General features: G+C 60.3%; 18 protein-coding genes and 3 pseudogenes. 14 read left to right on the forward strand and 7 right to left on the reverse strand.

All coding sequences use genetic code 11. The annotated features are described in order from the left end of the window. Positions 1–76 precede the first annotated feature (76 nt). Positions 77–214, forward strand: a pseudogene (locus AC07Y0_RS25560) (transposase); the annotation flags it as partial. Between the two features lie 27 nt (positions 215–241). Here the strand turns inward: AC07Y0_RS25560 and AC07Y0_RS25565 are convergent. Next, positions 242–1,081 (reverse strand): annotated as a pseudogene (locus AC07Y0_RS25565) (LysR family transcriptional regulator); the annotation flags it as partial. A gap of 96 nt (positions 1,082–1,177) precedes the next feature. Between AC07Y0_RS25565 and AC07Y0_RS25570 the strand changes: the two are divergent. The 3 genes from AC07Y0_RS25570 (at position 1,178) to AC07Y0_RS25580 (ending at position 4,703) form a co-directional block, all read left to right on the forward strand. Continuing rightward, positions 1,178–1,408, forward strand: a complete 231-nt coding sequence (locus AC07Y0_RS25570; RefSeq protein ID WP_305250397.1) for a heavy-metal-associated domain-containing protein — start codon at positions 1,178–1,180, stop codon at positions 1,406–1,408. A 67-nt stretch (positions 1,409–1,475) separates the two neighbouring features. Next, positions 1,476–3,395: a heavy metal translocating P-type ATPase gene (locus AC07Y0_RS25575; RefSeq protein ID WP_305250398.1), complete on the forward strand. Its 1,920-nt coding sequence runs from the start codon at positions 1,476–1,478 to the stop codon at positions 3,393–3,395. 198 nt (positions 3,396–3,593) lie between these two features. Further along, a complete protein-coding gene (locus tag AC07Y0_RS25580; RefSeq protein WP_305250399.1) occupies positions 3,594–4,703 on the forward strand; it encodes a polyheme membrane-associated cytochrome C in 1,110 nt (369 codons plus the stop codon). Positions 4,704–4,787: 84 nt separating this feature from the next. Here AC07Y0_RS25580 and AC07Y0_RS25585 read toward each other — a convergent pair whose 3' ends face one another. Next, positions 4,788–5,798, reverse strand: a complete 1,011-nt coding sequence (locus AC07Y0_RS25585) for an FAD:protein FMN transferase (protein ID WP_305250400.1) — start codon at positions 5,796–5,798, stop codon at positions 4,788–4,790. Next, positions 5,779–6,684, reverse strand: a pseudogene (locus tag AC07Y0_RS25590) (hypothetical protein); the annotation flags it as partial. The pseudogene AC07Y0_RS25590 and the gene AC07Y0_RS25585, both read right to left, overlap by 20 nt. A gap of 272 nt (positions 6,685–6,956) precedes the next feature. Here AC07Y0_RS25590 and tnpB point away from each other — a divergent pair. The 10 genes from tnpB to repC all read left to right on the forward strand — a co-directional run bounded on the left by tnpB (position 6,957) and on the right by repC (position 16,623). Then, the gene (gene tnpB / locus AC07Y0_RS25595; protein WP_006473174.1) at positions 6,957–7,151 is read left to right on the forward strand and encodes an IS66 family insertion sequence element accessory protein TnpB; all 195 of its coding nucleotides are present in this window, start codon (positions 6,957–6,959) and stop codon (positions 7,149–7,151) included. Positions 7,152–7,359: 208 nt separating this feature from the next. Next, positions 7,360–8,169 (forward strand): phosphonate ABC transporter ATP-binding protein, encoded by an 810-nt coding sequence (gene phnC / locus AC07Y0_RS25600; protein ID WP_006473175.1) that lies wholly within the window; start codon positions 7,360–7,362, stop codon positions 8,167–8,169. Next, positions 8,166–9,014: a phosphate/phosphite/phosphonate ABC transporter substrate-binding protein gene (gene phnD, locus AC07Y0_RS25605; RefSeq protein WP_003501103.1), complete on the forward strand. Its 849-nt coding sequence runs from the start codon at positions 8,166–8,168 to the stop codon at positions 9,012–9,014. Before phnC ends, phnD begins: the two co-directional genes overlap by 4 nt. A gap of 70 nt (positions 9,015–9,084) precedes the next feature. Next, positions 9,085–9,891 (forward strand): phosphonate ABC transporter, permease protein PhnE, encoded by an 807-nt coding sequence (gene phnE, locus AC07Y0_RS25610; protein WP_006473411.1) that lies wholly within the window; start codon positions 9,085–9,087, stop codon positions 9,889–9,891. A 13-nt stretch (positions 9,892–9,904) separates the two neighbouring features. Beyond that, positions 9,905–10,903, forward strand: a complete 999-nt coding sequence (locus AC07Y0_RS25615; RefSeq protein ID WP_003501101.1) for a phosphonate dehydrogenase — start codon at positions 9,905–9,907, stop codon at positions 10,901–10,903. Between the two features lie 12 nt (positions 10,904–10,915). Then, complete coding sequence (locus AC07Y0_RS25620; protein ID WP_003501100.1) at positions 10,916–11,836, forward strand: LysR family transcriptional regulator; 921 nt, start codon at positions 10,916–10,918, stop codon at positions 11,834–11,836. Positions 11,837–12,176: 340 nt separating this feature from the next. Then, positions 12,177–12,779, forward strand: a complete 603-nt coding sequence (locus tag AC07Y0_RS25625) for a recombinase family protein (protein WP_003501098.1) — start codon at positions 12,177–12,179, stop codon at positions 12,777–12,779. Then, positions 12,772–14,424, forward strand: a complete 1,653-nt coding sequence (locus AC07Y0_RS25630) for an IS481 family transposase (protein ID WP_003501095.1) — start codon at positions 12,772–12,774, stop codon at positions 14,422–14,424. The genes AC07Y0_RS25625 and AC07Y0_RS25630 overlap by 8 nt, the downstream gene beginning before the upstream one ends. Further along, on the forward strand, positions 14,421–15,401 hold the full coding sequence (locus tag AC07Y0_RS25635) for an ExeA family protein (RefSeq protein WP_003501092.1): 981 nt from the start codon (positions 14,421–14,423) through the stop codon (positions 15,399–15,401). Before AC07Y0_RS25630 ends, AC07Y0_RS25635 begins: the two co-directional genes overlap by 4 nt. Positions 15,402–15,558: 157 nt before the next feature. Continuing rightward, a complete protein-coding gene (gene repC / locus AC07Y0_RS25640; RefSeq protein WP_498680564.1) occupies positions 15,559–16,623 on the forward strand; it encodes a plasmid replication protein RepC in 1,065 nt (354 codons plus the stop codon). A gap of 470 nt (positions 16,624–17,093) precedes the next feature. On the opposite strand, the gene AC07Y0_RS25645 is transcribed toward repC, so the two are convergent. Genes AC07Y0_RS25645 through AC07Y0_RS25660 form a run of 4 tightly spaced genes read right to left on the reverse strand, consistent with a single transcriptional unit; the run spans position 17,094 to position 19,071 of the window. Then, the gene (locus tag AC07Y0_RS25645; protein ID WP_498680565.1) at positions 17,094–18,215 is read right to left on the reverse strand and encodes a site-specific integrase; all 1,122 of its coding nucleotides are present in this window, start codon (positions 18,213–18,215) and stop codon (positions 17,094–17,096) included. Between the two features lie 38 nt (positions 18,216–18,253). Further along, positions 18,254–18,412: a hypothetical protein gene (locus AC07Y0_RS25650; RefSeq protein WP_498680566.1), complete on the reverse strand. Its 159-nt coding sequence runs from the start codon at positions 18,410–18,412 to the stop codon at positions 18,254–18,256. Then, a complete protein-coding gene (locus AC07Y0_RS25655; protein ID WP_498680567.1) occupies positions 18,413–18,817 on the reverse strand; it encodes a type II toxin-antitoxin system VapC family toxin in 405 nt (134 codons plus the stop codon). It abuts the gene before it with no gap. Further along, a complete protein-coding gene (locus tag AC07Y0_RS25660) occupies positions 18,814–19,071 on the reverse strand; it encodes a type II toxin-antitoxin system VapB family antitoxin (RefSeq protein WP_498680568.1) in 258 nt (85 codons plus the stop codon). Before AC07Y0_RS25660 ends, AC07Y0_RS25655 begins: the two co-directional genes overlap by 4 nt. Positions 19,072–19,105 lie beyond the last annotated feature (34 nt).

The raw sequence follows: 19,105 nt of genomic DNA on the forward strand, positions 1-19,105 counted from the left end.
GTCATGGTCCTAGGGTCAGGATGCATTGATTTCTGTTGCGCTGCGTGATTCACGCCTCCGAAAACGGAGCGGTGACATGAGCGATCTTTTCTGGCTGACCGACGCGCAGATGGCGCGCCTGGCTCCCTTTTTTCCCAAGTCGCACGGGAAGCCCCGGGTTGATGACAGACGGGTGCTGAGCGGGATTATTTTTATCAATCGCAATGGCTTGCGTTAGGCTTTCCGCCAGTGCCGGTGTCAGGAATTCCAGCACGGCGCGGATGCGGGCGGTGTGGCGCAGATCTTCGTGGGTCAGCAGCCACAGATCAAGGCCGAAGGACTCAGGCAGTTCTGCGACGCGGATCAGGTCGGGTTTTTGTTCGGCAATGGCACAGGGCAGAACCGCGAGGCCAAGGCCCGCCTTGGCCAGTTGCACGGTGCAGGCGACCGAGTTTGAGCGGATGGCAGGCCGCACTCCGGGCAAGAGTTGCGCGAAAGGCCGGGTCAGGGCTGCGTGGCCGCCATCAAGGCCGATCCAGCTATGCGTTGCCAGATCGGGGTCGGTATGGGCGGCACAATAATCCGGTGCGCCATAGACGGCAAACTTCAACTGGCCAACGCGGCGCCCCACCAAAGTCTCGGGCGGGGTGTTGCCGATGCGCAGGGCAATGTCGGTTTCACGCCGCGACAGGTCCAGCGTCTGGTTGCCAACGGCGATGCCGACCTCAATCTTGGGATAGGCCGCGCGGAACTTTGCCAGATGGTCCGGCAAGAGCCAGAGCGCAAGCATATCGGTCGCGGTGATCCGCACGGTACCACTAAGCCGCAAATCTTGCCCCGTCACGGTGCGGTCAAGCGTGGCGACGTCTTCCTCGATCCGTTCCACAATGCCCAGCGTCTCCACGCCTGCCGGGGTCAGCGCATAGCCGGTCGGCATCCTCTCAAACAGCCGCACGCCCAGCATCTCCTCAAGCCCGGCGATACGGCGAAAGACGGTCGAATGATTGACCCCAAGGCTGCGCGCGGCCGCTGACAGGCCGCCCTTGCGCGCGACCGCAAGAAACACCCGCAAGTCATCCCAATTCGCAAGCTGTGTATTCATGCAAAGACGCCTTTCATTTTTAGCCAGTTCCTCTGCGCTGATTGTGTAGCCATATCATAAGCAGACGCAACCACGATCCCTTGAAAGGAACCAACCATGGCCGATACAAAAATCCACACAAAACTGCGCAGCGACGAGCTTTCCTGCCCATCTTGCGTGCCGAAAATTGAAAAGGCGCTGCTGGCCTTGCCGGGGGTGACAAAGGCTGAGGTGAAATTTGCCACTGGCCGCATTGAGGTCGAACATGACCCCGCGCAAAGCGATGTGGCCGCCCTCATCAACTCCATCGCCAAGACCGGCTACACCGCCAAAGCGTCGGCATTCTGACCCATAAATCACGCCGCCCCCACCCACCGCACACATGCGGTGGGTTTTTCTTGAAAGGAGAGAGCACATGTTTTCCGGGCTCATGGATATCTACCGACACCCCGCTGATCGGCGCAAATGGCTGACCATCGCCAGCGGCGTGTTCATCACCGCAGCACTGACCGCCTGGTACGGCTTCGGGATCGCCGCCCCCTGGGCACCGCTGATGACGATTGCCGCCGTGCTGGCCGGCTATGACATTGCCCTGCGGGCCTGGGCGTCACTGAAGCTGCGCCATCTCAGCATCGAGTTGCTGGTGATCGTAGCGGCCACCGGTGCGCTGTTCATCAACAACCACTGGGAATCCGCCGCCGTCACCTTCCTGTTCATGCTGGGCGCCTGGCTTGAGACCCGCACCATGAGCCGCACCCGTGGCGCGCTGAAGGCGCTGATCGACGCGGCACCGGCGACCGCAACAGTCCTGCGAAATGGCGAGACGGTTCAAGTGCCCGCCCATGAGGTGCAACTTGGCGAAACCGTTCTGGTCAGGGCCGGAGAGCGGCTGCCGGTCGACGGCGAGGTGGTTGAGGGCACCGCCGCGGTCAATGAGGCCTCGATCACCGGCGAGCCGATCCCGGCCGAAAAATCTCCCGGCTCAAAGGTCTTCGCCGGAACTCTGGCCGAAAACGGTCTGCTGCACCTGCGTGCCACCGGCGTTGGCGCCGATACCACGCTGGCCCGCATCATCACCCGTGTTGAGGAGGCGCAAGAGGCCAAGGCCCCGGCGCAGCGGATGATAGAATCCTTTGGGCGCTGGTACACGCCCGGCGTGTTCGTGATGGCGGTGGTCAGCTATATCGTCACGCGCAACGTCGAACTGGCACTGACGCTGCTGGTGGTTAGTTGCCCCGGCGCGCTGGTCATCTCGACCCCGGTTTCGGTGGTCGCAGGGATCGGCCGTGCCGCCCGCGCCGGTATTCTGATCAAGGGCGGCGAGCATCTGGAGAACGCCGGGCGCATCACCGCACTGGCGCTGGATAAAACCGGCACGCTGACCGAAGGCCAGCCGCGTCTGGCCGAAGTCATCGCGCTGGCAGGCCAAAACAAGGCCGATGTCCTGCTCTGGGCGGGTATCGCCGAGACTGGATCGAACCACCCGCTGGGCCGTCCGATCATCGAGGCCGCGCGCAAGCAGGGCCCGCTGCCCACTGCCGCGTCGCTTGAGGAAATCGCCGGCATGGGGCTGATTGCGCGCCATGACGGTCACGACATCGCCGTCGGCAGCCACCGCCTGTTCGATCACCTCAAGATCGCCTTCAACGCCGAGGCGAAAGACGGCATCGCCCGCCTGCACGGGCTGGGCCATACGGTGGTGATCGTCGCGCGCAATGGCGAAGTGGTGGGTCTGCTTGGTCTGGCCGATATGGCGCGCGCCAGTGCCAAGCCGATGATCGACCGGTTGCACGCCCTTGGGGTGCACCGCGTGGTGATGCTGACCGGCGATCAGCGCCCGGCAGCCGAGGCGATTGCAGCGGCGGTCGGCGTCGACGAAGTGCATGCCGGGATGATGCCCGACGACAAGCTGGAGCGCATTCAGGCAATGCGCGCCGAAGGCCTGCACGTGGCGATGGTCGGCGACGGTATCAACGACGCTCCGGCGCTGGCGGCGGCTGATATCAGCATCGCCATGGGTGCGTCGGGCAGCGACATCGCCATCGAGACGGCGGATATCGCGCTGATGACCGACGATCTGGGCAAGATCGCCGAGGCGATGGAAATCGCCCGCGCCACCTTGGCCAACATGCGCCAGAACCTTGTGATCGCGGTGCTGACGGTCGTGGGGCTGCTGTTTGGGGTCTATACCGGCTCGATCCACATGGCGGGCGGTATGCTGGTGCACCAGCTCTCAGTGCTGATCGTCATCCTGAACGCCATGCGCCTGCTGCGGGTGCCAGCCGCTACGAAAGCACACAGGGCTGAAGCCAAGGCCAAAACAGCCGTGGCATAGCGACACCACCATCAAGACCCGAAAGCCCGCGCCAGATTGGTGCGGGCTTTTCGACTCGTAGCGCGGCGTGTCCGGTCCATAAATGTTTGATGATATTCCAGCCTGCAATGATCTGTCGCAATGACATGAAAATTTCTTCCGATCACCCTTCTTGAAAACAAAATGCCCATAAAGTGGCTTTCCCAGGGGGGGATCAATATGCATTGGATAACCAAAACACTCGCGCCTAGCATCATCTTATGCGGCCTGATCGCCGTTGGCTTTTCGGCCACGGCACAGGAACAGAGAAAGCCCGATCTGGGGAAGATCACCGAGGCGTGGCTCTCCTCGCCCCATGCCGACCGAAGCGCGGAAGCCTTCAAGCACTGGAATGATGAGGACATCCGGATGGTGCCAAAGGAATGTTCGACCTGCCATACCAGTCGCGGGATCATCGACTATCTGGGCACGGATCTGCGCGCGGTGAATGTGATTGAGCAGCCGCAGCCGCTGGGCTCGACCGTGGATTGCGTGACCTGCCACAACCCGAAATCAATGGCGCTGCAAAGCGTGGTGTTCCCCTCCGGCGCGCGTGTTGATGGGCTGGGCAAAGAGGCGATCTGCGCCACCTGCCATCAGGGTCGCGCCTCGGGTACGGATGTAACGGCAGCGGTTGCGGGGCGCGAGGATGATGTGGTCGCGGGCGATCTGACCTTCATCAACGTCCATTACAAAGCGGCGGCGGCAACCCAGATGGGCAGCGTGGCGGCGGGCGGCTATCAGTATGAGGGCCAGACCTATGCCGGCATTTTCATCCATGTGAAAGAGGAACCATCGACCTGCCTGTCGTGCCACAACCAGCACAGCCTGAAGGTAAAACCGATTGACACCTGCGTGACCTGCCACAAGGGGGCGACCAAATATTCCGATATTCGCAGCACAGAAATGGACGTGACCGGAACAGGCGACACGGCGCAGGGTATTGCCCATTCGATCACAACATTGCACGCCATGCTGGGGGCCGCGATCCAGAAATACGCCGCCGAAGTTGCGGGGACGCCGGTTGTCTATGACCCGCACGCCTTCCCGTATTTCTTCATCGACACGGATGGAAATGGCGCAATCACCCCCGGCGAGGCGATCTTTCCGAACCGCTATCAAAGCTGGACACCGCGCCTGCTGAAAGCGGCCTATAACTATCAGTTCATCGCCAAAGACCCCGGCGCCTACACCCATAACCCGCATTACGCGATCCAACTGCTGCAAGACAGCATGGCCGATCTGGGCAAGGCGGTAGAGGTTGATATGGCCGGGATGGTCCGGCCGTAACCTGCGCTACCGTTGATGCTTGCGGCAAGGCTGCCAATCCCCGCCCCGGTTTACTTATCTGACCGGCGTGGGGTCTTCAGCGCCTTACAACAGTCCGTGTTCGCCAGCTTCTGACCATTCACCCTCTTTTGCCAAGCCCTCCGCCGCTTGACCAAACACGCGCCCAACAGGCATACTTCGAATGCTATCCGTATTGTCACGCAGCAAAAACAACGCGTCGAGCCTAAATTGTCGGGCAAGCGTCGCACCATCGTCCAAGCCCATAACCATCAGCGCGGTCGCCCAGGCATCGGCCTCGGCACAGGTCTGGGCAATGACGGTGACCGAGACAGGCGGGGCCAGCAATGGCGCGCCTTTGGTTGGGTCCATGGTATGCGACAGGCGGCGTCCCTGCACATTGACCCAGTGACGGTAATCGCCCGAGGTCGCAACGGCGGCGTCTTGCAGCGCCAAGATGGAATGCGGAGTGCGGCGCGTCATGTCGGGGGCCTCTACCGCGATCGTCCAGGGGGTGCCGTCCGGCCTTAACCCAAGCGCGCGCATCTCGCCGTCGATGCCGACAAGGGCGGAGGTAATCCCAAAACCGGTCAGCACCTCAGTCAGCCGGTCGACACCGTACCCCTTGGCAATCCCGTTCAGGTCTAGCGTGATCGGGGCACGCTTGCGCGCGCGCCCCGCTGCATCAAGGTCTAACACCTCATACGCAGGCAAGCGCGGCGCGCTCATCGCGGCGCGGATGTCTTCGGGTGTTGCGCATTGCGGACCAAAGCCCCACGCTGCCACGGCGTCGCCCATGCCAATATCAAACGCCCCATCTGTCGCCCGCCCAATTTTCAAGCCAAGGCGCAAAACCGTCATCAGCCGCGCCGGAACTGCCACCCATTCATCGACAGGTGCCGCGTTCAGACGCGTCAGATCGCTGGTGGGGTTCCATGTGGACATCTGATCATCCACCTCTCCTACCGCTGCTTGAAGTGCGGCCTGCACGGGTGCGGGGTCAAACCCCTCTGCCCTATAAAACAGCGCAGACCAGCGCGTGCCCATGGTGGGGCCGTTCAGCGCATGGCGCTGCAAGTCAGTAAACATCTTCGACATAACGCCCCTCTGCTTTCAGTGCGATTGGCGTCAGCCCAACGGGGGCGAGAATATCCGCCAGCGCATCGGCGACCCCGACGGCCATCTCTCGGCCGCCGCACACCATCACCCGCGCGCCATCTCGGATCAGTCGGGCAATCTCCGCCCCCTCAGCGCGCAACGCGTCCTGAACATAATGCGGCTTGGCCCCGCGTGATATGGCTGTGACCAGTCGGGTCAGGTGACCCTGCGCCTGCCAGACCCCGAAATCTTCGCCGTAAAGAAAGTCACTGTCGGGGTGGCGCATGCCAAAGAACAGGTGAATCGGGCGGTTGCGGGCATTGGCACGGGTGAAGCCTGCAAGCGGGCCGATGCCGGTGCCCGCCCCGATCAGAATCAGCGGTGCAGCGCTGCGGTCCGCGTGGAACCTGGGGTTGGGGCGCAGGAAGGCGGCCACGCTGTCACCGGGTTCCAACGCCATAAGCTGGCCGGAGCAAAGACCGCCGGGCAGTTTTCGGACCACAACCTCAACAAAACCATCCCGACGTCCCGAGGCCAGCGAATAGAAGCGGGGCAACGTCGCACCCTCGGGCAGGATGCCCAAAAGGTCGCCCGCCTGAAACCGACCAAAGCCACGGCCCGTCAAACGTCGCCAAAGCGAAATCTTCGGCAGGGCAAAGCGCAGGATTGCGGTCTGGGCCTGCACCTCGGCCCCGTAATCGCGGCGGGACATCAGCGTCAAAGGCTGCGATTGCGGCACAACCGGTAGGTGGGTGAGGGCAAGGGTGATGCCCATAGCGGCCCCAAGCGCCTGGCCCCAGCGGGCAAAATCCTGCGGCGATTGGCGGTCGACGGTATCAAAAGCAAGCAGCTCCTGCCAGCCTTTGGCCTCGGCGGCAGTAGATACCTGTAGCGGCTTGCCAACATAAGCGCCTCTGCTCGCAAACATCGGCATTTTCTGCTCGAATTATCTGACAATGGAGCGGGCGTCGTGCTCACGCTCTTTGCCAATGTGCTCGCAAACATCCGGGTCTGCTTGCAAACATCCGCCACGTGCTCAGATTAATTGCCAGCGACGGCATGGTCAAACCGGGACGCCTGCCTGTCGTAGTTGCTCGGTCAGCTGACGGGAATATTCGGGATCAAGGGTGCCCGCCAGGAAGGCGCGGATATACGGACATGCGCTGTGGCTTTCCCTCCTTGGCGCTTCGGGTGCAGGAGGTTCTGCAGCATGATCCGTTGTCAGGGCATCTCTTCGTCTTCAGGGGCCGCAGATCGGATATTTTGAAGATCATCTGGCATGATGGTCTGGGCGCCTGCCTTTTTACCCGGCGGCTGGAGAAGGGCCGGTTTATCTGGCCGAATATGGGATAGCATCCGTCAAGGTGGTGTAGAATTGGGACCGGGCCGTCATGATCAGGCGGCTCTGGGTGAAATTTCTCCATCGCAGCTACGCGAGGAGGTAGAGCTGAGTTTAAGTGCTGTCATTGAAGTTTCACGAGCCTGATAAACGGACGTCATATGTCGCCCATAGTGATGCAAATATTCAATCGATGCACCACTAACGATCAGGATTATTGTGATGCTGGCTCTGAACGGAGTTGCCGTGACCTATGCCAACGGCACCCAAGCTTTGAAGACAACGACATTGACGTTCAACCAGGGTCAGTTCGTCGTGCTCCTCGGTAGATCCGGCGCAGGCAAATCTACCCTCATCCGGACACTCAACGGCTTGGTTGCGCCGACGTCTGGTTCGATCACTTCTAACGATATTGGTGCTCTGGATGCGGAAACTAAGCTTCGCATTCACCGAAGGCGAACTGGGATGATATTCCAGCAGCACCAACTCATAGGGCGCTTGAGCGCGCTCGACAACGTCATGACGGGCCGCCTGGGCTACCACTCTGGCTGGCGTACGTTGTTCCCTATGCCGCGTTCGGATCGAAGGCTGGGGTTGGAATGCCTTGAACGCGTAGGCCTTCTTGATAAGGCTCTCGTCAGGGCGGATCAACTATCCGGCGGTCAGCAGCAACGGGTGGGCATTGCGCGCGCGCTGGTCCAGAAGCCCCAACTGGTCCTTGCAGATGAGCCCGTTGCAAGTCTGGACCCTGAAACGGCTGTCGAGGTCCTGTCGCAGCTTCGCGAAATATGCACAGCCGACGGCATCACTGCTGTGATCAGCCTTCATCAGATCGATCTAGCTCGCCGGTTCGGCGACCGGGTCATTGCTATGCGCGACGGGGAAGTGGTTGCGGACGCCGCTGTCGACGAACTGACCGATCAAATGTGTGCGTCGATCTACCGCAGCGCCCCAAGAAATCCGACCACAACACAAGATTTGTCCAACTACGAGTATGATCAACCTTTAGCTGCCATGGAGGCCGCATTATGAAGAAGCTTCTGTCCCTCGCATTCCTCGCCGTTCTTGGCTGGAGTTCGTTGGCGCATGCTGGCTCAAATCCAGAGACATTGCGCGTCGCGTTGCTACCGGACGAGAACGCCGCCACTGTCATCAAAAACAATCGTCCTCTCGAGGAGTATCTTGAGAAGACACTCGGTCGGGAGATTGAACTGATCGTAACGACCGACTACTCGTCAATGATCGAAGCGATGCGTTTCGGCCGGCTTGAGTTGGCTTATTTCGGGCCGCTCTCTTACACGCTCGCGAAAACCAAGGCTGATATCGAGCCTTTCGCAGCACTTATGAAGGATGGCGAAACTACCTATCGCGCTGTAGTTGTCGCCAATGCAGAGGCTGGCATCGAAAGCCTTGAAGATGCAAAAGGGAAAAAGGTCGCGTTTGGGGACGTGGCTTCCACCTCAAGCCACCTTATCCCGAAATCTATGCTGCTTAAGGCCGGAGTTGAGGCTGGAAAAGACTATAGCGAGAACTTCGTAGGGTCGCATGATGCCGTGGCTATTGCAGTGCAGAATGGCAATGCTCAGATTGGCGGACTTTCGTTGCCCATCTACAATTCAATGGTCGCTCGTGGCACCATTGATCCTAAGAAAGTTATCGCCCTCGCCGAGTCCGATCCGTTCCCGCAGTACCCCTGGACCATGCGGTCGGATCTTGACACTTCGTTGAAAGAGGCGATCACCAAAGCCTTCATCGACCTTAAAGACGAAAAGGTATTGGCATCCTTCAAAGCCGATGGGTTCGCTCCGATCGATGACAAAGCCTACGACGTCGTCCGTGAGCTCGGTAAAGTGCTGAACTTGGACCTGAGTCAGTAAGGCGCGTTCGAGACAGTTTCTCACCTTTCGACGCAGGCGCTGGCCTGCGTCCTTTCTTCCAGGATATGTGATGACACAGCCGTCGGCCGACTACGACTCTATCCTTCAACATCAAAACAAAGCTTGGACCAGAGCTGGCGTGATCGCGTTGGCAATTGCGTGTGTGATCATTGTTAGCAGTTATCACTCCGGTCTTCTTGATCTGGAGCGTCTGGGATCTGGGTTTCCTGCGCTCTGGCAGCTCGGTACGGAAATGTTTCCCCCGGATTTCAACCGAGGCTTGGAGTGGATCAGCCCTCTCATCGACACTCTGGCGATGAGTATAGCTGGGACTGCGATCGCGGTACTGATATCACTTCCAGTTGGCTTTTTCGCCTCAGGGAAAACAGCACCCAACGCTGTCATCTATATGATCTCGCGTGGATTGTTGAATGGTCTACGGTCGATCCCGGAGCTGATTATGGGCATCGTCTTCGTGGCGGCAGTGGGATTTGGAGCGCTCCCAGGCGTGCTGGCTCTTGGTCTTCACTCGGTTGGCATGGTGGGCAAGTTCTTTGCGGAGGCGATCGAGCATTGCGATAATGCGCCTATAGAAGCCGCACGCGCAGCTGGTGCGTCGCCGTTCCAGATCGTGACGCGGGCGATCTTGCCACAAGTTCTACCGCAATTGGCCGATGTGACCATCTATCGGTGGGAGTACAACTTCCGCGCCTCGACAATCCTGGGCACTGTGGGAGCTGGTGGTATCGGTTTCGAGTTGATGACATCCCTCCGGATCATGAATTATCAGGAGGTTCTTGCGATCATGCTCGTTGTCCTTCTGATGGTCACCATCGTTGACCAGGTCGGCGCTCTCCTCCGCCGCCAGCTGCAATAGAAGGATAAATTAAATGCTCCCAAAGGTAGTAATCACCCATCGCGTCCACGAGGAGATTATCTCAAAGCTATCTCCCCACGCTCGTTTAGTTTGCAACGATACTGATGATACATGGCCCCGCGAGAAACTGCTCGCAGAATTGAGCGACGCCAAGGCGATGATGGCGTTCATGCCGGACATGATCGACGCGTCTGTACTCGCGCACGCTCCCGATCTTCAACTTGTGGCATGTGCGCTGAAAGGCTTCGATAACTTCGACATCGAAGCCTGCACGCAGCGTGGAGTCCACGTCACGATAGTGTCCGATCTTCTCACTGACCCGACAGCCGAACTTACAATCGGTCTGATGATTGCTCTTGGGCGGCACATTCTGCCAGGCGACAAGAGCGTCAGGAGGGATTACAAAGGTTGGCGCCCTCGGTTTTACGGCCTTGGGCTGCAGGGCACAGCAATCGGCATTTTAGGGATGGGAGCGATCGGAAAAGCTATAGCACAGCGCCTAAGTACCTTCGGCGCCATTGTGTCGTACTGGGATCGTCAATCCCTGGACAAAGCCGATGAGATCAGACTGAACGTAAAGCCTCTTGAATTTGACCAGTTGATCTCGTCGTCTACCTTTCTTGTGTGTGCACTCCCGCTTTCGGCCGAAACGAAGCATCTCCTCGGCGCTGAACAACTCGCCAAAATGCCCAAAGGAGCACTTCTTATTAATCCTGCACGCGGAAGCGTGGTTGATGAAGAGGCTGTTGTCGCTGCATTGCAGGCGGGGCGCTTGGGAGGCTACGCCGCTGATGTTTATGAGATGGAGGACTGGGCCAGACCCGACCGGCCTGACAAGGTCCACGGGGGTCTCCTCAATCGCGAACATGATTCGATCTTGACACCCCACATAGGCTCAGCAGTGGCGAAGTCGCGTTTGGCTATCGAGCACGAGGCTGCTGACAACATTATAGATTTTGTCCAAGGCCGAAGACCTCGTGCGGCAATTAACGAGGTTCAACTAATTCCTTGATTAGAGAAAGTAATGTTTAGCCTTTCGCATGTCGCAGCATTCATAGAGGTAATCGAAACTGGCAGCTTTCACGAGGCGTCGCGACGGCTTCAGATATCCCAACCGACTGTCTCACATAATGTGAAACGATTGGAGGATATACTAGGGGTGCGGCTGGTCGAGAGGAGGAAGGACAAGTGTGTGCCGACTCGGCAAGGGCTCGTATTCTTGCCATTCGCACGCAGCCTTTTGACCGTCACGAAGAGATCTCTGGACCGCCTGCACAGCGGCCGGATTACGTTGGGTGCCAGTACTAACATCGGTACCTATATTTTGCCAGTCCACTTGAAGCGTTTACAGGATGCTCAAGGCCGGCCACCTGAGGTGGCCGTTGCCTCAAATCCTGAAATCATCGAAAAGCTCTTGAGGAAGGAGATTGATCTAGCCTTTACCGAATGGTGGGACGATCGAAAAGGATATCAAGCCCGCCTTTGGCGGAAGGAAAAGCTGGTAATAATCGTATCCCCACAGCATAATTGGAGGACGCGAAAAACAATTGAAGCGGCAGAGTTATTTCAAGAGTCCCTCATTGGCGGAGAACGTGGAACCGGTACCGGATCCGTGCTCCGCGAGGCCTTCGGCCAAGCGGCAGAGCAATTCCCAATCTCATTCAATGTCGGGAGCACTGAGGCTGTGAAGCATGCAGTTCGAGCTGGTCTCGGCATTTCGATCGTGATGAGGAGCACTGTCCTCGATGAGCTCGCGTCGGGTAGGCTTTATGAGGTTTCTGTTGAGAATGTGGTTCTCGAAAAGTCTGTGTGGGCTGTACATCCCGTACATATGGAGGATGGTTCACCGGAAGCAATCGCGCTTAAGGTTATACTCGATGCGAGCGCCCCTCTGGGTGACCTAGAGCACGTCCACATTACTCGGGGTCATATCCGCAAGATTTGAAGTAGTTGGCGCATTCCTGCGGCTCGAACATGGTAACGGCCTGGCCGACCGCATCCTTTGGTATCGCCGCCTCAATTCCCGGAGTATCCCATACAAGGGGGACAAGATCGGGGACCGCCCGATTTTCGATGCGTAAGGTTCCCTGCTCCATGTCGCGAATATTCGGCCGTCAGACACATAGTTGGTTTCCATGGATCGTTTGTCATAAACGAGGGTTTTTGAGCATGCCATAGCGCATGCCGTCACGCCCCTTGAATGGCGCGATGGAATCTTCTCAAAACTGTTATAGAAACGGTTGTCGCAAAATGCTATGTGTCCAACGACTTTCAAGAACATTTGGATGGCTATGCGGGTCGGGTACGCCAGGGTCAGCACGATCGATCAAAATCCGGAGCTTCAGCTTGAGGCGCTGAGACGCGCCGGTTGCGAGAAGGTGTTTACCGAGCGCGGGTCAGGCGCTCGCGATGACCGCCCGGAATTGGGCCGAATTCTCTCCGACGTGCTTCGCACTGGTGACACGCTCGTTGTCTGGAAACTCGATCGGTTGGCGCGATCGCTAAAGAAGCTCATCGCGACGGCGGAAGAGTTGGAGCGCGCGAAGATCGGGCTCGTGTCCTTGACCGAGAGCATTGATACGACGACGCCGGGCGGCATGCTGACCTTCCATGTCTTCGGTGCGATCGCCCAGTTCGAACGTGCTCTGATCCGCGAACGCACGACGGCTGGACTGGTCGAGGCGCGGCAACGTGGCCGCAAGGGTGGCCGCCCGCCCGCGATGCGCCCGGGCGATATTGCCGCGGCGCGCGCCCTGATGAAGGAAGGCAGCATACCGGTACGCAATATTGCGCAGCGCATGGGGGTTTCTGTTGCAACCCTCTATCGTCATATCGGCAAGAAGGGTGGCTCTCCCAAAACAGTGGAATCCGAGGACGTCCATGGCTGAGCGGAGAAAGCGGCCGCCCGGAGAGGCTCTTGTCGATCTTCGACGCCGATTGTCGCTGCTTTCTCCCCGTGATCCAGGCCGTACCGAGATTGTTGCTCGTGCCGCCGATGCCTACGGCATCTCGATCTGGACCCTGTATCGGGCGCTGCGGGAGTTGAACCGCCCGAAATCCGTACGGCGCGCCGATCACGGAACCTCCCGGATCGCCCCGCAGCCGGAGATGGAAACCTATGCCGAAATCATCGCGGCCCTGAAGATCAGAACGGCGAACCGGAAGGGGCGGCATATCTCCACGGCGCGCGCCATCAAGCTGCTTGAGGAAGACGGCGTGGTGACGCCCGATGGCCTGGTCCGTGCACCGCCCGGCATCTTGAAACGCGCAACGGTCGATCGGCTGCTGCGTGTTTCCGGCCTGGATTATGCGCGCGTCACCCGCCCGGTGGCTGCCGTCCGATTCCAGGCGCGGCGTTCCAACGAACTCTGGCACTTCGACATGAGCCCGTCCGACCTGAAGCAGGTGGAAGCGCCGCTTTGGGTCGAGGAAGGGCGCGGCCGGCCGACGCTGATGCTGTTCTCCGTGGTCGATGATCGCTCCGGCGCGAGCTATCAGGAATACCGCTCCGTCTACGGCGAGGACGCGGAGTCCGCCTTGCGCTTTCTCTACAATGCCTTCGCCGCCAAGCCTGAACCGGAACTGCCGCTTCAGGGGATTCCAACGACCATCCATATGGATAACGGGCCGGTGAGCCGCTCGCGCGTTTTCCAGTCCGTCATGGGTAGCCTTGGTGTCCGGGTTCTCACGCATATGCCCCCGTCGGACAGCGAGCGGCGCACGCCGGCGCGAGCGAAAGGCAAGGTCGAGCGGCCGTTTCGCACGATCAAGGAAGTGCACGAGACCCTCTATCATTTCCACAAGCCGAAGGACGAAGAGGAAGCCAACCTTTGGCTCAGGCGCGCCTTGGTCACCTACAATAACGGCGACCATCGCACAGAGTCTCATGCACGCATCGAGGATTGGCTGCGGCATCTTCCTCCTGACGGGGTGCGGGCGATGTGCTCCTGGGAGCGGTTCTGCGCCTTTGCGCGCGAACCGGAACGACGGACGGTTGCTGGAGACGCGACCGTATCGGTCGAAGGCGCATCCTATGAGGTCGAGCCCGAACTTGCCGGCGAAACGGTGACCTTGCTCTGGGGCCTGTTCGATCAGGAACTGTTCGTCGAGCATGAGGGCAAGCGCTTCGGTCCATTCCAACCTTCGCGCGGGGCGGTTCCCCTCTTTCGCTATCGCAAATACCAGAAGAGCAAGCTCGAAGAGCGGCTCGACAAGGTGGTGCGCCTGGCAGACCAACTTGGGCTCCCCCGCGCCGCGGTCACCGGCGGGGATCGTCCATTGCCTTCGCTGCCCCCGACCACGGCTGGGCTGAGTGTACGGCGGACACCGTTTCCGGAACCCGCAATAGAGACCGCTTATCCAAATGGCCTCGCAGCCCGTGGGGCCATCGCCGACCAGCTCGGCCGGCCGATCGGCGCGATGAATGCCGGTGACCGCGCCTTCATCAATGAACTGCTTGGAGAAACACTCGACAAAAAGATGATCGCGGCCCGTATCCGCGAACGCTTCCAGGCGCGAAGAAAGGAAGAATGATGCTCGCTGACGTTCAATCCAGTTACGGCCTCGACCGGCCTTTCCAAGGGGCCGGCAACTTTGAGACCGAGCATCAGCGCACGATCATCCGCGAGGTGTGTGCGGCCGTCCAGACCGGTCGGCTTGTCGTGGTCTCCGGCCTGGTCGGTTCGGGGAAAACCCACCTTTTGCGCCGCATCGAGGCCGAACTCACCAAAGCCGGCAAGGTCGCACTCGCCAAATCGCTGGCGGTCGACAAGCGGCGCACTTCGCTGCCATCGCTCATTGAAGCCCTGTTCTACGACTTGTCTCCCGGCGATCGTGCGCAGGTCAAGATCCCCAAGCAGGCCGAGCGCCGGGAGCGCGACCTGCGCGACATCATGAAAAAAGGCAAACGGCCGATCGTCCTCGTGGTCGACGAGGCCCATGACCTGCACCACAAGACCTTAACCGGCCTGAAGCGACTGATGGAGGTGGTCGCCGACGCCGGCGTGCTCCTTTCCGTACTTCTTGTCGGGCATCCCCGGTTGCGCAATGATCTGCGCCGGCCGCAAATGGAGGAGATTGGCTACCGCACGACCATTTTTGACTACGAGGGGATCGGCTCCGCGCGCCGCGACTATGTTGCCTGGCTGCTTGGCGCCTGTGCGGCCGAAGGCGTAAAGGTTGGCGAACTCCTCGAGGAAGAAGCCATCGACCTCATCGCCGAACGTTTGCGCACGCCGCTTCAGATCGAGATGCATCTCACCCTCGCATTCGAGCAGGGCTTTCGCCTCGGCGCCAAGCCGGTTACCGCCGAAATCGTCGAGCAGGTCCTGTCCCGCGCCATCGACGATCTCGAACCGACGTTGACCCGAAATGGTTACGATGCGACGGCTCTGGTCACGCACCTCAATGCTCGGCCGTCGGATATCCGCGCCTTCCTGGCGGGCACCCTTGATCCCGAATATTCCCGTCAGCTGACCGAGCAACTACGACAGGCAGGCGTCCCGGTTTGACCATGCCGTCGCTGGCAATTAATCTGAGCACGTGGGGGATGTTTGCAAGCAGACCCGGATGTTTGCGAGCACATTGGCAAAGAGCGTGAGCACGACGCCCGCTCCATTGTCAGATAATTCGAGCAGAAAATGCCGATGTTTGCGAGCAGAGGCGCTTATGTTGGCAAGCCGCTACACCTATCACCTCTCGGATCGTTCGATCTGCGTACTCGAGGCTCTGACGAGCTTCCACCAGGACAAGGAACTGGACGGGCGACAGCCGATCATCGTCTTTCCCTCCAATGCCGAGCTTTCCATCCGCACGCGCGGCATGTCGCCGGCGACGCTGCGGCGCCATCTGGCGGCGCTGGTCGAGGCCGGTCTGGTCTTTCGCCGTGACAGCCCCAACGGCAAGCGCTTCTGCCGGCGCGACGATCGCGGCGAGATCGAGACCGCCTTCGGCTTCGACCTTGCGCCGCTGGCGCTGCGGGCCGGGGAGATTTTTGCCCATGCCGAAGCCGCGCGCGAGGCGGCCCGGCGGATCGCCGTCGTGCGCGCCGAGATCACGCTGCATCTGCGCGACATTTCCAAGATCATCGAGGCGGGCCTTTCGGAGAACCGCGCCGGCGACTGGCTTTCCCTTGCTGCACGGCTTGCCGAACTGTCGGGACGCGTGCCGCGCAATGGCGCGCTTGATGATCTTGCGCATCGCCGGGACGGGCTGGTTCGGTTGCGTGCCGAGGTGGAGAATGCCTACCTCAATTCTCTCACAGAAGACGAAATGAGCGCCAATGAGTCCGATTCTGAGCGCCATATTCAGAATTCAAACACAGACCCATCTTTTGATATAAACGGCCAAAGAGTAAATGAGAGCGGGGCGGCCGAGGACGGTGACGACGGGCCGGCAAGGGCGCCCGAACGCAAGTCGGTCGGTATCAGCCTCAAGGATTTCCTCGCTGCGTGCCCGCAGATCGCCGATTATGCCCGGGGCGGGGTCAAGACCTGGCGGGATGTGGCGGTCGCGGCCGAAATCGTCCGCACCATGCTGGGTATCAGTCCGAGCGCCTGGCAGGCGGCCCGCATAGCTATGGGCGAAACCGCGGCGGCGGTCACCATTGCGGCGATCCTCGAGCGCGCCGAGGCTATCCGCTCGCCGGGCGGCTATCTTCGCGACCTCACCCGCAAGGCCGAGCAGGGCCGGTTCTCGGTCGTGCCGATGCTGAAGGCACTGGGACGATCATGACTTCGGTGCTCGTGGACGTCCCAACCGTGTCTGGGACAGGATTCTGTCGTGCGGTGGTCGGGTCGGTGTCCTGCCTCTGGATGCGAGGACTGGCGGAGCCGCAGGTCTGCCTGAACCGGCCGCGGAAAGGTGGTTGTCCGCGCGACTGGATTATGGAACATTTATCTCGTCGGTCCAACGGCTAGTCAGCCGTTGGCTTCGAACGATGGTGTTCGTCGTGGCATCGTTGCCGACGCGGTATCTTAGCGCGCGATGAGGTTGCCGGTACCGGTTTCCGGCCGAAGTCCTGCCGGAGTAATTGCAGCAAGGCGTGACGTAGGCTGCTCCCATCGCTCGCCTGCTACGCTCGACGAGCCATCAGATCGTCACTTGCGGTTGATTCCTTTGCCGGGAGAGGCGGGGGCAGTTTGTCGGCGACAAGGCGCGCGTTTCGCTGTAACGCCCGGCAGCGAACGGTATAGGAGCAAGAATCACCGCAGCAGGCTGGCCGCCCGACCGCTCCGTCTCTGGGCACTGTTGTAGTAGCTCGAAGCCTGCTGGACGGAGCGATGTCGTGACTGTTCAATGGCTTCGGGGAGCGGGATGCCGCGATTGGCGGCTTCGGTCAGATAGCCGGAGCGAAGGCCGTGGGCCGAAAACTCCTGAGGCTCGAGACCGGCCAGCTTTGCGCGCTGTTTGACGATGTCACTGATCGCCTTGGGGTCCAGAGAACGAGGCGAGACATTGCCCCACCGATCGATGGCGCGAAACACGCTGCCAGTTTCAATCCTCGCCGCAGTCAGCCAGGCATTCAGGGCGTCGACCGGCCGGCCTGTAATGTAGACGATCTCGTCGTTTTCGGCGCCGCTCGTCTTCGTGCGGCCGAGATGAATGGACAGCGAGGGGAGGGGAGTTTCGCCGTCGACAAGGATCGGCTCCTCCTGCGTCAACTGCTCCTTTCTCAAGGCCGCGATCTCGCTGCGCCGGCGGCCACCGGAGGCAAAGGCGACCATCAGGATTGCGCGGTCTCTGATATCGCGCAGGCTGTCGCTATGGCAGGTGGCAAGAAGTCTGGAGAGGATATCGCCGGTGACGGCCTTGGCGCTCTTGCGCTTCCTCGGCCGGGGCGTGGCACGCACGGCCAGCCGGATCGCGGATTTCAGCGCAGGGGAGCCGAAAGGGCCTTCAAATCCGCGCCATTTCGTCAGCGTCGACCAGGTGGCAAGCCGACGGCGCACGGTGTCGGGCGCATGCGGGCCGGATGATCGCAGGAACCGCTGTGAGCGGAGCTTGTCCTCGACCTCGGCGGGCATTCCATGATGGGGATCGGTCAGCCGCTTCTCGACGTCCCAGAGGTGATGGGCGACGAATTTCAGCGCCAGGGCTTCGGGGGCCGGCCAGGGCAGGCTCATTCCCGTGGATGCCAGAGACCAGGCCTGCAGATAGGCGAGATCGGAGGTGAGCGCGCGCAGCGTATTGGCGCCCATGCCCTCGTTGACCAGATGGCGAAGCGTCTCGATGTCCTGGTCCGTCAGCAGCTCGGCCAGCTCGTCGCGCCGGTCCATGGGCAGGACCGAGGCGATCGTGTCGAGTTCGTTGGCACGGCGCGACATGCTTTTTGTGCCTGAGGATGGGTCTTCGGACTTTTTCGTCACGTCATCCGTCCCGGATGCGTATCGGCGGCCTTGTTCAGGCCACCATGCGCCGCCGTGTCGATCTCGCGGGTGAGCCCGGGGCGGATAGACCTGTGGTGGTGATTGCGGCTTGGCAGATGGCGTGTCTGGCCCAGAACGAGCGTGCGCGATGACATTCACATCACCGATGATGACGGATGCAGTTTGAGGTCGGTTTGCGAAAAATCCCGCCCCTTGAACAGGAGGGGAGCCTTGGCGACGGCGGACACCGCATAGGAGAAGCAGTCACCCATGTTGAGACCTGCTGGATGACGCCCTTTTCCAAACCGCTCGAACGCAAGCTCCGCGGCGTGATAATGGCGCTCACCGAACGCGACGGCAGTCACGTTGGGCAGCGCGACCAACTGGGCAATGACGGCTCCAGCACTCGGAAAGTTTTTCCCCGTCAGCACCATTCTCGTCTCCAGGAGGGTCGGCCAACCGACAAGGATTTCTTCGCGGCTGACAAGGGCGTGGAAAAGCTCAGCCTCGGGCTCGCCCAGCGCCGTGGCCACGATCGCTGAAGTATCAAGAACGATCATTTTGGCAGGCCGTGCTCGTCATAGAGGTCATCATGTGCCGATGTCGTGCCTGGCGGCACAGAGCGGCGGCCTTCTGCCATCAGTTCCCAAAGCACATCAGCCGGCGTTTTCGCTTGTTTTTGGCGCAGCTCCTGATCGTAGCGCTCAAGCGCCTGCTCGACGAGCGTGTTAATGGGCTGGCCGGTCCGCCGGGCGAGCGCATGGGCCAGGTCGCGGGCCTTGGTGCTACGAATGGAGAGTTGCGGTTCGGACATGGTTTCCTCGTGGCGTTTGCGTGCCAGATATAGC

Source organism: Allorhizobium sp. GW101-3B10 (assembly GCF_059424725.1).

Coding starts and splice junctions, on each gene's coding strand:
- AC07Y0_RS25630 (WP_003501095.1), top strand. CDS start 12,772: ATGGCTGAGCGGAGAAAGCGGCCGCCCGGAGAGGCTCTTGTCGATCTT.
- AC07Y0_RS25660 (WP_498680568.1), bottom strand. CDS start 19,071: ATGTCCGAACCGCAACTCTCCATTCGTAGCACCAAGGCCCGCGACCTG.
- AC07Y0_RS25635 (WP_003501092.1), top strand. CDS start 14,421: ATGATGCTCGCTGACGTTCAATCCAGTTACGGCCTCGACCGGCCTTTC.
- AC07Y0_RS25650 (WP_498680566.1), bottom strand. CDS start 18,412: ATGTCATCGCGCACGCTCGTTCTGGGCCAGACACGCCATCTGCCAAGC.
- tnpB (WP_006473174.1), top strand. CDS start 6,957: ATGCGCTGTGGCTTTCCCTCCTTGGCGCTTCGGGTGCAGGAGGTTCTG.
- AC07Y0_RS25645 (WP_498680565.1), bottom strand. CDS start 18,215: ATGTCGCGCCGTGCCAACGAACTCGACACGATCGCCTCGGTCCTGCCC.
- AC07Y0_RS25615 (WP_003501101.1), top strand. CDS start 9,905: ATGCTCCCAAAGGTAGTAATCACCCATCGCGTCCACGAGGAGATTATC.
- AC07Y0_RS25655 (WP_498680567.1), bottom strand. CDS start 18,817: ATGATCGTTCTTGATACTTCAGCGATCGTGGCCACGGCGCTGGGCGAG.
- AC07Y0_RS25575 (WP_305250398.1), top strand. CDS start 1,476: ATGTTTTCCGGGCTCATGGATATCTACCGACACCCCGCTGATCGGCGC.
- AC07Y0_RS25580 (WP_305250399.1), top strand. CDS start 3,594: ATGCATTGGATAACCAAAACACTCGCGCCTAGCATCATCTTATGCGGC.
- AC07Y0_RS25570 (WP_305250397.1), top strand. CDS start 1,178: ATGGCCGATACAAAAATCCACACAAAACTGCGCAGCGACGAGCTTTCC.
- phnC (WP_006473175.1), top strand. CDS start 7,360: ATGCTGGCTCTGAACGGAGTTGCCGTGACCTATGCCAACGGCACCCAA.
- phnE (WP_006473411.1), top strand. CDS start 9,085: ATGACACAGCCGTCGGCCGACTACGACTCTATCCTTCAACATCAAAAC.
- AC07Y0_RS25620 (WP_003501100.1), top strand. CDS start 10,916: ATGTTTAGCCTTTCGCATGTCGCAGCATTCATAGAGGTAATCGAAACT.
- repC (WP_498680564.1), top strand. CDS start 15,559: ATGTTGGCAAGCCGCTACACCTATCACCTCTCGGATCGTTCGATCTGC.
- AC07Y0_RS25625 (WP_003501098.1), top strand. CDS start 12,177: ATGGCTATGCGGGTCGGGTACGCCAGGGTCAGCACGATCGATCAAAAT.
- phnD (WP_003501103.1), top strand. CDS start 8,166: ATGAAGAAGCTTCTGTCCCTCGCATTCCTCGCCGTTCTTGGCTGGAGT.
- AC07Y0_RS25585 (WP_305250400.1), bottom strand. CDS start 5,798: ATGTCGAAGATGTTTACTGACTTGCAGCGCCATGCGCTGAACGGCCCC.